Here is a 13,042-nt window from a genome sequence, read left to right as displayed (position 1 = left end):
CCTGTGATCAAGGATTAAGTCTATCCCTTGTTTGAAAATTGAACGAGGTCCCATCGATTTCCGTACAGGTCCTCGAAGACCGCGACGGTTCCGTACGTTTCGATTTTTGGTGCGCGGATGAACGTAACCCCGACATCGCACATCCGTCGATAGTCACGCTCAAAATCGTCTGTTTCCAAAAACAGGAATACGCGTCCACCTGCCTGGTTGCCGATGAATGGAGTCTGTTCCGGCGTCGATGCGCGAGCGAGCAAAATCGAAGTGCCGCGCGATCCTGGCGGGGCGACAACGACCCAGCGCTTGTCCTGAGCGGGCTGATAAGAGTCTTCAACAACAGTGAACTGGAGCTTCTCCGTGAAGTAGGAAAGCGCTTCATCGTAGTCGCGAACGACGAGGGCTATATGTACAATAGATTGGCGCATCGTTGATTTTTTAGCATGCGGCCCGAAGGTTTCACAATTGCCCGGATCGTTGGCGCGTCCGTCAGCGCCGCTCTTGGTCTGAATGCAGATGATCGTTCAGGCGCTCGCCTCGCCGAATTTGCAATGATGGACTTGCCGCCCGACATCACCACCCGCTGAGGCAGCGGCAGCCCTCCTGTGAGATTAAGCGCTACGCTTCGTGCCGCCTGGCTGCAATTGGCATGGATATGGTGGAACCGACGCCGGCGAGGGCGAACTTTCGAGGTCTTTTGGGATGCTCGGTTCGCGCCACGGTAGCAAACTGTCGTGAGTGAGCGCATGATGCGGTGGGCCCACACCAAACGGAGGTGTCCATGCTCATGTTCCGAAAATTCGCTGTCCCTATAGCGATGGCCCTTGCGATCGCGCTGGCTCCGATGTCGGCGGCGCCGGCATGGGCTGCAACCGGGACGGTTCACATCGAGATCGTAAAAGCCGGATTTATCGTCGGCGTCGGTGGTGGCCGAGGGACACTCGTTTTCCAGGGGCGGCGCTACCCGCTGCGGATCGGCGGCTTGAGCGTTGGTGCGACGATCGGAGCTTCGAAGGCCGAACTGTCTGGACACGCCCGCAACCTAGTCCGTGCCTCGGACATCGCCGGCACCTATACCGCGGCCGGTGCGGGGGCAGCACTTGGTGGCGGCGTATCGATGCTCCGTCTGCAAAACGCGAGGGGCGTCGTGCTCGAGCTGAGCGGCCGCAACATCGGATTGGAACTGAGCACGAGCGTGAGCGGTGTGGACATCAGCCTGCGTTGAGATGGAACGCGTTGGCGGCACCATCAGGGTCGTCGAAACATCGCTGACCTCCACGATCGCTATCTACGGGCCGGCTGCAGAAATTGCGGCAAACAAGTCAAATCAGCGCCCAACGGCAAATTCGGGCGCGCAACGGAGGAATACAATGTCTCGCATCGTATCCTTATCATATGCCGGGTTGGCGGTAGCGGCACTCGCCCTTACCTTCGTGACCGCAACGCCAGCGAACGCTATCATCTATTGCAAGACGGTCGGGGTGCCGAAAGGTTGTGTCTCGCGTCCGGTCGCCCCCGTGGCGCGTGCTGTGGCGACTCCGGGCGTGGGTGCTGTGGGGGTTGGCGTTCGCCCCGGTACACCCATGAATCGTGGTGGTCCCGTCAATCGCGCAGGCAGGCGCTGAGGGAGCGTCGACGATCAAGGCAACGATAGGACCTCTGGTGGGCTGCGCTATTGCGAGGCCCTAGGACGGATTCGCATGGATGACAGAGCAGATACCGCTCGTGTCGTTGTTCGTCCGCCGCTTGCATGGGGGCTTGCCGTCGTTGCCGGGTTTGCAATCAACTGGCTCTGGCCGTTGCCGTTTCCACCCTCCGTCTTGCCGGCAGGATGGCTCGGAGCGGTGGTGTTCGTCGTCGCGCTAGGGTTGGTCGCCTGGGCCATCGTTACGATCTCCAGGGCCGGCTCCAACGTTCCCACCAACATGCCGACGACGACGATCGTCGAAAGCGGCCCCTACCGCCTCACGCGCAATCCCATCTACCTGGGCATGTTCCTGGGCCTGATCGCCTTGACCATCGCTTTCGACAACGTGTGGCTGGCGGTGATGCTGGTGCCCTTCGCGCTCGTCATTCGCTACGGCGTCGTCGCCCGCGAAGAGGCATATCTCGCGCGCAAATTCGGCGATGCCTACAGAGGCTATCGTTTGCGCGTACGGCGATGGCTGTAACGGATGTTGCTCTGATGTGTCGCCTGTCTCGCGGCGACAATCTCTGCGCGGGGAGGAGCGGCTCGCCCCGCATGCGAGGCGAGCCGACGTATTCGACTAGACGATGAAGAAGTCCTTGCTCGTCAAGGCGAGGTGCTTGCCGATGGTCGCGAACTTCACCTGCGCGGCTCCGCCGGCGCCGTCTCCGTCGTAGTAGAGGTTGCCGCTGTCGGCATTGTAGATAATGCGGTCGTCCGCATCATGGGCGGCGGTGCCCGTCCAGAATGCGCTCTCGCCCAGTTCACCTTTCGCCGCCACCGCCTTGAACACCGATTTGGCGAGGTTGATGGTGTCGACGTCGAYGTTGAAATCCATGATGCGATCGACATTCGACTTCGACAGCTTGGTGTCGAAAACGAATGTGTCTGCGCCGGACTGTCCATACAGCCGGTCGATTCCATCTCCGCCCCGGATCACGTCTTTTCCTGCACCGCCATAGATCGTATCGCGGCCGGCGTCGCCGGAGAGTCGATCGTTGCCCGAATCTCCCTTGATCAGGTCGTTGCCCGCACCGCCGGCAATCGTGTCGTTGCCTTGGTTCCCACACAGGTAGTCGTCGCCGGCATGGCCGTAGAGCTTGTCGTTTCCGGTCTCGCCGTGGAGGCGGTCGCGCAAGGCGGAGCCATAGAGAGAATCGTTGCCGCCGTGCCCGAGCAACACACCACCCGCGGATCCCGCACGGATCGTGTTGTTCAGCGCATTGCCGTAGCCGTAAATGGCGTCGGGTCCGACCAGGGTGAGGTTTTCAACGTGAGCGGAGAGATGCGTCAGCTCGGCGTGGACAGAACTGATTACGGTATCGATTCCCTCGCCCTTCGTCTCGACGATCCTGTCGGTTCCATCGAACAGATACGTATCGTTGCCGGTGCCGCCGGTCATCGTGTCTGCGCCTGTTCCGCCGTCGAGCACGTCGTTGCCGGAATCGCCGCGCAGCGTATCCGCCCCTGTACCGCCGAACAGGTGATCGTCCCCGACACCTCCGACGACGGTGTCGTTGCCGTCATCGCCGTAGAGCCAGTCGTTGCCTTCCTGCGAGCCGACATAGTCATCGCCGCCACCGCCATGCAGCGTGTCGTCGTCGGCGCCTAACACGATGTGCTGAGCGTTGTCGTCCGCGAAGAGGATCTGAGATCCCGATCCACCGCTGATGGTCGCACTGCCGACCACCACCGCAAAATCTACGTTCTGGAGCTGGATTTCGGAGCCCGATGGCAATCCTCGCGCATCGATGACCAGCGCCACGAAGGCGGCGCTCGCATCCGCCGAGCCTGAGATGACCAGCGGCGCTCCCGGAAGGGCGCCGGGGGCAGCAACGGGAGTAATGGTCTGTACGATGAGTGCGCTTGATGCCGGGAGGTTGAGCGCAAAGCCGGTTCCACCCGAGACGAGCCGGTCCTGGTCTGCTGACCCGGGCGCCGTGTGGGCCTGGATCTCCCGTATCAGATCGCTGAGCGAAGCCGTGACGGGGGAAGGCGCGGCCGAACCGGTTGCCTCGAGTCCGATCCCGGTGGGTACCTGCACTGCAAGCAGGGGGCTGCCCGATCCGGACGTAACCAACGGAATATCGGCCACGTCCTGCGAACCCGCGACATCCTGACGGTTGTCGGTCACGACGGRAACAACGGTCGTCTGTGACTGGCTGCCGTCCGGGTTTGTGGTTGTGGTGGTCTCGACTGGGACGCCATCGACGGTCGTTGTCGAGACCGGCGCGCCGACAAGGACGCCGACGGTCGAGCCGACGGCGTTGAGGGACAACGACAGATCGTTGCCGGCTGTGTCCTTGACGGTGCTGCCGTTGAGCTGAAGGCCGCCGATCGCAATACCGTCGGTGTCTTCATCGCCCTGTTGCACAGTGTAGGTGAAGGTCAGCGCATCCGAACCGCTACCGGAAACGTAGGTGGCATATCGCGTCGTCCCGCCGATCGTCAGCGCCAGGGACGGCGCGCCGTCCGTTGTCGATACGCTGACAGCCTCCTGAACGTGAACGGTGAATGTCAGGTTTTGGCCGACGCCGTAGGTGCCATTCGCCGGAACGGTGACCGCGGTGACGGCAGGCGCGACTATGTCGATCGTCCAGGTGTGACTGGCCGGCGTCAGGTCGACGTTCCCTGCCGAATCGATGGCGCGGACGAGCAGTGTGTGATTCCCCGCACTGAGGTTGTTGAACAGGGCCGTGCCAGAAGCGGGCGTGTAGGTGGCGCCGTCGAGGCTGTACTCGTAGGTGATTCCGAGCTCGTCGGAGCCGAACGTGAAGGTCGCGGCGGTGCTTCCGGTCAGCGCGGCGGGACCGGACACGATGGTCGTTGTTGGGGCGGCCTGATCGATTTCGAAGGCTTCCCCGTTGGAGTACCCGCCGGAAATCGCGTTKCCTGCGAGGTCGGCGATTCCTGTTCCTGAGCTCTTCAGGTTCAATGTGATCGTGCCAACACCGGACACGGTATCGATGACGACGACAAAGGTTTTTCCGTCGCCCGAGTCGGTGACGCTCGCAACGGTTCCCGCCGCCGTGCCGGTGGTGGCGATGGCGAAATCGTTGGCGGAAACGCCTGTTACCATCTCGCTGAATGTCACCGTGTAGGTGAGCGATGTGGAATTGGTCGGAGCGCTCGTCCCCGATCGTACGATCGAGGAGACGACCGGCGGTGCTAAATCGAGCGGCGCATAATCCGTGTCGACGACGAGATCATCGATCCAGAACGACGAGAACGGATTTTGGGATGAACCGGACGCGGCGTTGTCGGTGACCACCAGTGTGGTGATGACGCTGGACGACATGCCGGGGAAGCCGGTCTGATAATTGAAATTGAAGCTGCCGTGCGACGCGTAGTTTCCGCTCAGGTCCGTATCACTGACCGTCATGTTGTCGAGTAGCAGATACGGTGCCCATCCGTCGACAACGAGCGGATCCGATTGATAGTTGATCGTAAAGTTGTTGTACTTGAGCTGTCCTCCGGTGACGCTCGTCACTTCGATTTTGAACTGACTGCCGGCGAAAGCAGCGTCTTCGGAGAAATTGAGCCGACCATTGTTGAAGTTCAGGGTCCACGCACCTGGCGCCGTTACCTTGATTCTGAGCCCGCCGACCTCGACGATCCCATCACTCGCATCGCTATCGGTAATCTGCGACGGGTCGAAAGTTATAGTTCTGAATGCCACCTATGCCCCCTGGTACGGCTTTTATTCCGGGACTGCTGGTAGCATTGTGCTTACGTAAGGGAAAGCTCGCTCACGCTGAATTTCAGCTTTAGTTTTGTGACAAGTTGGCACGCATCACATCTGGCTCCGGGGAACAGACGGGTCGTCGGTCTCTCGTGGCATGCTCGCGCGCGACGGGCTGATCCGTCGGCAGACGCGCGTTGCAATCGCCTCAACCCCACATTCCCCTCATTCGTGCCCCGACATCGAACTTCACGCTTGGTTTTGCCACAGTCGCCGCGCTTTGCGCGGTCGCGATCGGCCACGACGATTGGCCGAACAGGGGCAAGAGCGATTTCGGGATGAAGCGCGTGCGCGAAGCGTAGACGTGACGGTCGCCGGTCGAAGCCTGCTGGTGCGTGAAGAAGCGATGGGGAACGATCAGATGCAGATCGTCCTTGGCGCGCGTCATGGCAACATAGAGAAGCCTGCGTTCCTCTTCGATTTCGGCACTTGTGCCGGTGCCGAGATCGGATGGAATGCAGCCATCGACGACGTTGAGAACGAAGACCGATCGCCATTCCTGCCCTYTGGCGGAATGGATGGTCGACAGGATCAGATAATCCTCATCGAGCAGCGGCACGCCCGCCTGGTCGCTCGTCGCATCCGGCGGGTCGAGTGTGAGTTCGGTGAGGAAGCGTTCGCGCGTTGGATAGCCCGCCGCGATTTGTTCGAGCTGAATGAGATCGGCGAGACGCGTTGAGGCATCTTCGTGGATGCGTTCGAGGTGTGGCTCGTACCAGGTGCGCACGCGATCGAGTTCCGTAGGCCAACCGTCGCGAGCCGCGTGAACATGCGCGATCATCGCGACGAATTCGGACCATGCCTCCGTGCCTCGTTGCGGCGGTGGCGCCGTGCTCAGCGCCGCAATCGGATCGTTCGAGGCGGCAATATGATCGAGCGCACGTTGCGCGGATGAAGGTCCGATCCCCGGCATGAGTTGCATGATGCGAAAGCCCGCCATCCGGTCGCGGGGATTGTGCACGAAGCGAAGGACCGCAAGGACATCCTTCACATGAGCCGCGTCGAGAAACTTGAGACCGCCGAATTTCACGTATGGGATGTTGCGACGCGACAACTCCACTTCGAGCGGCCCGCTGTGGTGCGACGTTCTGAACAACACTGCCTGCTGCTTGAGGGCCGTTCCGGCTTCGCGGTTTTCGAGGACGCGCTCGACCACATAACGGGCCTGATCGTTCTCGTCACGCAGGTTCACCAGAGACGGCTTCTCGCCGGCTTCGCGATCGGTCCAGAGATTCTTGGTGAAGCGTTCGGCGGCGCATTCGATGACGCCATTGGCCGCGGCGAGAATGGGCTGACTCGAACGATAGTTTCGGTCGAGGGTTATCACCTCCGCCGAAGGCGCAAACCGGTCCGGGAATTCCAGGATGTTGCGGATCGTCGCGGCGCGAAAGGAATAAATCGATTGCGCGTCGTCGCCAACGACCGTGAGGCCGTGCCCGGTCGGTTTCAATGATGAGAGAATGGAGGATTGCAGCCGATTGGTATCTTGATATTCGTCGACGAGAATATGATCGAACCGTGCGGCCATATCCGCGGCGAGCGCAGGTTCGCCGGCGACCTGCGCCCAGTAGAGAAGAAGATCGTCGTAATCGAGGACGTTCTGACGTTGTTTCGCAACCACGAAAGCCGCGAACAAAGTGCGCAGTTCTGTGCTCCATCCGGCACACCAGGGAAACGACGTCCGCAATACGTCCTCCAGCGGCACCTCGGCGTTCACGCAGCGGGAGTAGATCGAAACGCACGTCCCTTTGGTCGGGAACCGCGTCTCGGTTTTCGAGTAGCCGAGATCGTGCCGCACCAGATTCATGAGGTCGGCGGTGTCCTCGCGGTCGTGAATGGTGAAATCCGGATCGAGCCCGATCTGAAGCGCGTAGTCGCGCAGCAAGCGCGCGCCGATGCCGTGAAAGGTGCCGGCCCAAGCGAGTGCATCGGCCATGACGCGCCCATCGGAGCCCATGACTTGTGAGCAGATCCGTTCGACCCGGCGATTCATCTCGGCCGATGCACGTCGAGAGAATGTCAAAAGCATGATGCGACGCGGGTCGGCGCCGTTGGCGATCAGGTGCGCGACACGATGCGCAAGGGTGTTGGTCTTACCCGATCCGGCGCCGGCAATGATCAGCAGTGGACGCGCGGGTGTCGTGTCCCTGTCGGCGATACCGTACTCGACGGCACGTCTTTGTTCCGGATTGAGCTTTTCGAGATAAGCGGCGTGCACAGTCGAATCATCCAGGTGGCGGCCCATTATAGGACGACGTTTCCTGTTTTGTTCACATTTTTGCCGTAGCGTGATCTATCGCCTTGACGCGAAGGCGTGGCGGCCTCAGACGGCCTTCAGCGCTTGCTCGATATCGGCGAGAAGATCGTCTTGATGTTCGAGGCCCACCGAGAGACGTACAAGTCCGTCTGGAATTCCCATTTCCGCGCGAAGCTCCGGCGCGAAGCGCTGGTGGGTCGTTGTCGAGGGATGTGTGACGAGGCTCTTGGCATCGCCGAGATTGTTGGAGATCCGGACCAGCTCGAGCGCGTTCATGAAGCGGAAGGCGCCGTCCTTGCCGTCCTTCACGTCGAGGGCGATCATCGTCGACCCGCCCTTCATCTGGCGGGCAATGAGGTTTGCCTGCGGATGGTCGGGGCGGCCGGGATAGACGAGGCGGTTGAGCTTCTCGTGCGGACTGAGCGCATCGGCGAGAAACCCCGCCGTCCGGGTCTGGCGTTCCACGCGCAACGGCAGGGTTTCGAGCCCCTTCAAAAGCACCCAGGCGTTGAAGGGCGAGATCGACGGGCCGGTCATGCGCAGGAATGGTTGGATGATCTCTTCGATGAATTTCGTCGTCGACAGAATGACCCCGCCGAGACATCGCCCTTGGCCGTCGATGTGCTTGGTCGCCGAGTAAACGACACAGTCGGCGCCGAGCTCCAGCGGCTTCTGCAGCAGGGGGGTGGCGAACACGTTGTCGACGGTCAGCGTCGCACCTGCGGCATGAGCGATTTCGGCGACGGCGGCGATGTCGATGATCTCGAGACTTGGATTGGCGGGCGATTCAAGCAAGAAGGCCTTGGTCTCCGGCCGCACCGCCTCGCGCCACTCGTCGATCTTCGTCCCGTCGACCAGCGTGCACGTCACGCCGAAGCGCGGCAGAAAATCCTCCACCACCCAGCGGCAGGAACCGAACAGCGCCCGCGCGGCCACCACATGGTCCCCGGCTTTGACCTGACTCACCATGGCCGCCGTCACGGCTGCCATACCCGTCGCCGTCGCCCGTGCAGCTTCCGCACCTTCGAAAGAGGCCATGCGATCTTCGAACATGGCGATGGTCGGGTTGGAATACCGCGTGTAGCTGAAGCCGGGTTCCTCATTGCGAAACCGGGATTCGGCACTCTCCGCGGTTTCGTAGATGAAGCCTTGCGTCAGGAAGAGCGCTTCCGATGTTTCCCCGAACGGCGTGCGGAGAATGCCATCGTGAATCAGGCGGGTTTCGAGCTGGTAGGATGATCGGGCGGTCATGAATCTGATTTACTAGCGTTCTATAAAAAGAACAATAGTTTTTTAATGCGGCCGCACGCGCAATATTTTGCTATCCCGTTACGCTCCCGCGGCCGCCACGCTTTTTAAGATTCCGCGACCCGCAGGAGGTATTGGCCATAGCTGCTCTTGGCCAATTCCTTGCCCAGATCGATCAATTGCGCCTTATCGATCCAGCCGAGGTTGAATGCGATCTCCTCGGGAGACGCAATCTTGAAACCTTGGCGCTTTTCCAGCGTACGGACGAACTCCGCAGCCTCGACGAGGCTATCGGGCGTGCCTGTGTCGAGCCAAGCAAAACCGCGACCCATCCGCTGAACGAATAGCTGACCGCTTTCGAGATACGCGCGATTGACGTCAGTAATTTCGAGTTCGCCCCTTGGCGATGGCTTCAGGTTGGCGGCGATATCGACGACTTGTTCGTCGTAAAAGTAGAGACCGGTCACCGCCCAATTGGATTTCGGTGTCTTCGGCTTCTCTTCGATCGAGATGGCGGTGTCCCTTTCATCGAATGCAACCACGCCATACCGCTCCGGGTCGGTGACGTGATAGGCGAAGACGCTGGCGCCCTGCGATCGACCGCCTGCAGCTTGCATCAATTCCGGCAATCCATGTCCAAAGAACACGTTGTCGCCGAGGATCAGAACAGATGGCCCGCCACGCACGAAATCCGCGCCGATGATATATGCTTGCGCCAAGCCTTCGGGCTTCGCCTGCACGGCGTATGACAGGCGCAGTCCCCAGCGCTTCCCGTCACCGAGCAATTGCTGGAACTTCGGCATGTCCTCGGGCGTCGAGATGATCAGGATATCGCGGACACCGGCCAGCATCAGCGTGGTCAGCGGGTAGTAGATCATCGGTTTGTCGTAGATCGGCAGCAGCTGCTTCGACGTGACATATGTCATCGGGTGCAGCCTGGTGCCGGAACCGCCGGCGAGAATGATACCCTTCACGATCCGCTCTCCCGGGTGTCTTCAAGAATGCGTTTGACGCAAGGTTCGAGGGACATGCGCCAAGACGGCAGCGCCACCCCATGAATAGTCGCCACCTTCGTGCAATCGAGCACGGAATTGGCCGGCCGTTTCGCAGGCGTCGGATACTCCGCCGTCGCGATCGGCCTGACGCGTGCCGTCGGTCCACCGAACAACGCCGAACATTCGAAGATCGCGGAAGCAAACTGCGCCCAGGATGCGGTTCCCGTTCCGGTGAGGTGAAAAACACCTCGCATGTCGGCTTCCTTGGGATGAGCGACGAGGTTGCGCGCGATGGCGATAATTCCGTCAGCGAGATCGAGCGCGCTCGTCGGTCCGCCGCGTTGGTCGCCGACGACACCGAGTTCGTCGCGACTTTGCGCAAGGCGCAGCATCGTCTTGACGAAATTCTTGCCGAACGGACTGTAGACCCACGCGGTGCGGAGAATGACGTGGTTGGGCGTTTCGTCCGCCACCGCCTGCTCGCCCAATAGTTTCGAGGTGCCATAGACGCCGAGCGGGGTCACCGGATCATCCTCGCGATAGGGACGATCGAGCGTTCCGTCGAAGACGTAATCGGTGGAGAGCTGAACGATCGGAATGCCCATCGCCGCCGCGGCGCCCGCGAGTGCGCCGGCGCCGATGCCGTTGWTGGCTTCGGCGAGCTCGGGCTCCGCCTCGGCCTGGTCGACGGCGGTGAAAGCTGCGGCGTTCACGAGCACGTCGCCGCGCAATTCCACCAGAATATCTTCAAGTCCCGAGGGAGAGGCGAGATCGATCGTGGGGCGTCCGACGGGAACCACAGTGACATTGTGAAAGGCTGCTCGTTCGCGCATCGAACGGGCGACCTGTCCTTCGGTTCCAGTGACTAAAATGCGCATGGGGGCGGACATCACGAAAAATAGGCAGGAAGATCGGCGAAGAGCGGATGCTTCTTGTCCTTGTCCGAAAGGACGGCCCGCCCAGTCTCGACCGGCCAATCGATCCCGAGCGCCGGATCGTCCCACGCGACGCCGTGATCATGGCTCGGCGCATAATGGGCCGACACCTTGTAATGGACCTCAGCGTTCGGCTCGAGCGTACAGAAACCGTGCGCGAAGCCGACGGGGATGAGCAACTGCAACCGGTTCTCGGCGGAGAGCTCGACAGCCACGTGACGACCGTAGGTCGGTGAGGAGCGACGCAAATCGACGGCAACATCAAGGATGCGTCCGCGTCCAACCCGGATCAGCTTCGAGGCCTCGAAAGGCGCCGATTGAAAGTGCAATCCACGTACGGTTCCGATTTCGGCAGATAGGGAAAAGTTGTCCTGCACGAACGTGTCGCCGATCCCGGCTTCGACAAAATCCTTGCGGTTGTAAGTTTCAGTGAAGAAGCCGCGTGAATCACCGAACGCCTGCGTGCGAATGATCTTGACCTCGGGAATGGCGGTCGACTCGACTTCAATCACGTCAGGAACCTTTCTTCGCGACGGCTGACGAAAGCATCGCTTATCATATGGGAGATTTTAGGCGACGACGCCGAGCCTCTCGCCGCGGTAGACGCCGGAGCGGACACGTTGCCACCAATCCGGATTGGCGAGATACCATTCGACCGTCTTGCGCAAACCCGTTTCAAATGTTTCTGCGGGACGCCAACCAAGCTCGCGCTCGATTTTAGAAGCGTCGATGGCGTAGCGAAGGTCGTGGCCCGGCCGGTCGCTGACGAAGGCGATCAGAGACTCGCGCGGTCCAATCTTGGCGTTGGGCGCCAGCTCGTCGACCAGTTGGCAAATTGTGCGAACGACATCGATATTGCGGCGTTCGTTGTGCCCGCCGATCGCATATGTCTCGCCGGGAACACCGCGTTCCGCCACGAGAATGAGCGCCCTCGCGTGATCGTCGACGTAGAGCCAGTCGCGTACGTTCTCGCCCGCGCCGTAGACCGGCAATGGCTTGCCTTCCAAAGCATTGAGCACGATCAGCGGGATCAGCTTCTCTGGAAAATGATACGGCCCGTAATTGTTGGAGCAGTTCGTGACCACGGTCGGAAGGCCATAGGTATGGTTCCAGGCACGTACGAAATGATCCGAAGCAGCCTTCGAAGCCGAATACGGCGAGGTCGGCTGATAGGGATAGGTTTCGTGGAAGAAGCCATCCGAGCCGAGGGAGCCGAAAACCTCGTCGGTCGAAATGTGATGAAATCGAAACGCGTTTTGGCGGTCTTGCTGAAGTCCGCGCCAATATTCAAGCGTCGCCTGAAGAAGGGCGTAGGTTCCGACGACGTTCGTATGGATGAATTCGCCGGGACCATCGATGGAACGATCGACATGGCTCTCCGCTGCGAGATGCATCACCACATCGGGCTCGTAGGCGGCGATGACAGAACGCATGCGTTCCAGGTCGGTCACGTCCGCTTGTTCGAAACGATAGCGCGGATTGTTGGCGACCGGCTTCAGGGAATCGAGATTGCCGGCATAGGTCAGCTTATCGACGACCAAAACGTCATGGGACGTATCACGCACAAGCATACGTGCGACGGCGGAGCCGATGAAGCCTGCGCCGCCCGTAACCAGAAATCGCTTCGTCGTCACCTGGCATTTCCCTTGATGCGTCACCTGGATAGCCGTGCAAGCGGCCCATTTCTAATGAACGCCTCAATTGCCGATTGCAACCCCTTCGCGTCGGCTGTCGGCGCCACCGATCAGGCCATTCGGGGTTACGACGATGGCGTGAATGCCGGAATTCTGATCGATCAGCTTCACTTCATGACCCTTGGCTTCGAGACCCGCTTTCCAACTTTCCGCCTCGGTACCCGCCTCCAGCTCGGTCGGACCGTTCCGGCTGCCGAAATTGGGAAGATCGGCCGCCACTTGGGGGTCCAGTTTCCAGTCGAGGATGCCGACCAGGGTCTTGGCCACATAGTTGATGATCAGGCTGCCGCCCGGCGAACCCACCACCGCGTAAAGCTTGTCGTTTCCGTCGAGGACGATGGTCGGAGCCATGGAACTGCGCGGCCGCTTCCCGGCCTCGACCCGATTGGCGACCGGCTTTCCGTCCTCGATCGGAGCAAAGGAGAAGTCGGTCAGCTCGTTGTTGAGCAGGAAGCCGCCCTTGGTCATCAGGCGGGCACCGAAACCATCC

11 protein-coding genes are annotated in these 13,042 nt (G+C 60.7%); 2 read left to right on the top strand and 9 right to left on the bottom strand.

The window, feature by feature from the left end; genetic code table 11:
* Nucleotides 1-20 precede the first annotated feature (20 nt).
* Nucleotides 21-422, bottom strand: coding sequence for a VOC family protein (locus AC1DT3_RS03945; protein ID WP_477463942.1), 402 nt, complete (start codon nucleotides 420-422; stop codon nucleotides 21-23).
* Nucleotides 423-775: 353 nt separating this feature from the next.
* Here AC1DT3_RS03945 and AC1DT3_RS03940 point away from each other — a divergent pair, with 353 nt between their 5' ends.
* Both AC1DT3_RS03940 and AC1DT3_RS03935 read left to right on the top strand, forming a co-directional pair.
* A complete protein-coding gene (locus AC1DT3_RS03940; RefSeq protein WP_477463941.1) occupies nucleotides 776-1,219 on the top strand; it encodes a hypothetical protein in 444 nt (147 codons plus the stop codon).
* Between the two features lie 475 nt (nucleotides 1,220-1,694).
* Nucleotides 1,695-2,165, top strand: coding sequence for a methyltransferase family protein (locus tag AC1DT3_RS03935; RefSeq protein WP_477463940.1), 471 nt, complete (start codon nucleotides 1,695-1,697; stop codon nucleotides 2,163-2,165).
* A gap of 96 nt (nucleotides 2,166-2,261) precedes the next feature.
* On the opposite strand, the gene AC1DT3_RS03930 is transcribed toward AC1DT3_RS03935, so the two are convergent.
* The 8 genes from AC1DT3_RS03930 to AC1DT3_RS03895 all read right to left on the bottom strand — a co-directional run.
* Nucleotides 2,262-5,360, bottom strand: coding sequence for a hypothetical protein (locus AC1DT3_RS03930; protein WP_477463939.1), 3,099 nt, complete (start codon nucleotides 5,358-5,360; stop codon nucleotides 2,262-2,264).
* 211 nt (nucleotides 5,361-5,571) lie between these two features.
* Nucleotides 5,572-7,668 carry an ATP-dependent helicase gene (locus AC1DT3_RS03925; RefSeq protein WP_477463938.1) on the bottom strand — a complete coding sequence of 699 codons (2,097 nt, stop codon included), beginning with the start codon at nucleotides 7,666-7,668 and terminating at the stop codon, nucleotides 5,572-5,574.
* A gap of 78 nt (nucleotides 7,669-7,746) precedes the next feature.
* On the bottom strand, nucleotides 7,747-8,931 hold the full coding sequence (locus AC1DT3_RS03920) for an O-succinylhomoserine sulfhydrylase (protein WP_477463937.1): 1,185 nt from the start codon (nucleotides 8,929-8,931) through the stop codon (nucleotides 7,747-7,749).
* 104 nt (nucleotides 8,932-9,035) lie between these two features.
* Complete coding sequence (gene rfbA, locus AC1DT3_RS03915; RefSeq protein WP_477463936.1) at nucleotides 9,036-9,902, bottom strand: glucose-1-phosphate thymidylyltransferase RfbA; 867 nt, start codon at nucleotides 9,900-9,902, stop codon at nucleotides 9,036-9,038.
* Nucleotides 9,899-10,801, bottom strand: coding sequence for a dTDP-4-dehydrorhamnose reductase (gene rfbD / locus AC1DT3_RS03910; protein WP_477463935.1), 903 nt, complete (start codon nucleotides 10,799-10,801; stop codon nucleotides 9,899-9,901). Before rfbD ends, rfbA begins: the two co-directional genes overlap by 4 nt.
* An 11-nt stretch (nucleotides 10,802-10,812) precedes the next feature.
* Entirely contained in the window at nucleotides 10,813-11,370 is a 558-nt protein-coding gene (gene rfbC / locus AC1DT3_RS03905) for a dTDP-4-dehydrorhamnose 3,5-epimerase (protein ID WP_477463934.1), read from the bottom strand.
* A 57-nt stretch (nucleotides 11,371-11,427) separates the two neighbouring features.
* Entirely contained in the window at nucleotides 11,428-12,492 is a 1,065-nt protein-coding gene (gene rfbB, locus AC1DT3_RS03900) for a dTDP-glucose 4,6-dehydratase (RefSeq protein WP_477463933.1), read from the bottom strand.
* Between the two features lie 63 nt (nucleotides 12,493-12,555).
* Nucleotides 12,556-13,042: gamma-glutamyltransferase (locus tag AC1DT3_RS03895; RefSeq protein ID WP_477463932.1), on the bottom strand; the 487-nt coding region annotated here is incomplete at its 5' end.

It is taken from the genome of Microvirga sp. P4_G7, assembly GCF_056401005.1.
Note: the sequence above shows the minus strand (reverse complement) of the source record. Positions and strands in the feature narration are given on the sequence as shown.

Coding starts and splice junctions, on each gene's coding strand:
- AC1DT3_RS03920 (WP_477463937.1), bottom strand. CDS start 8,931: ATGACCGCCCGATCATCCTACCAGCTCGAAACCCGCCTGATTCACGAT.
- AC1DT3_RS03945 (WP_477463942.1), bottom strand. CDS start 422: ATGCGCCAATCTATTGTACATATAGCCCTCGTCGTTCGCGACTACGAT.
- AC1DT3_RS03940 (WP_477463941.1), top strand. CDS start 776: ATGCTCATGTTCCGAAAATTCGCTGTCCCTATAGCGATGGCCCTTGCG.
- AC1DT3_RS03935 (WP_477463940.1), top strand. CDS start 1,695: ATGGATGACAGAGCAGATACCGCTCGTGTCGTTGTTCGTCCGCCGCTT.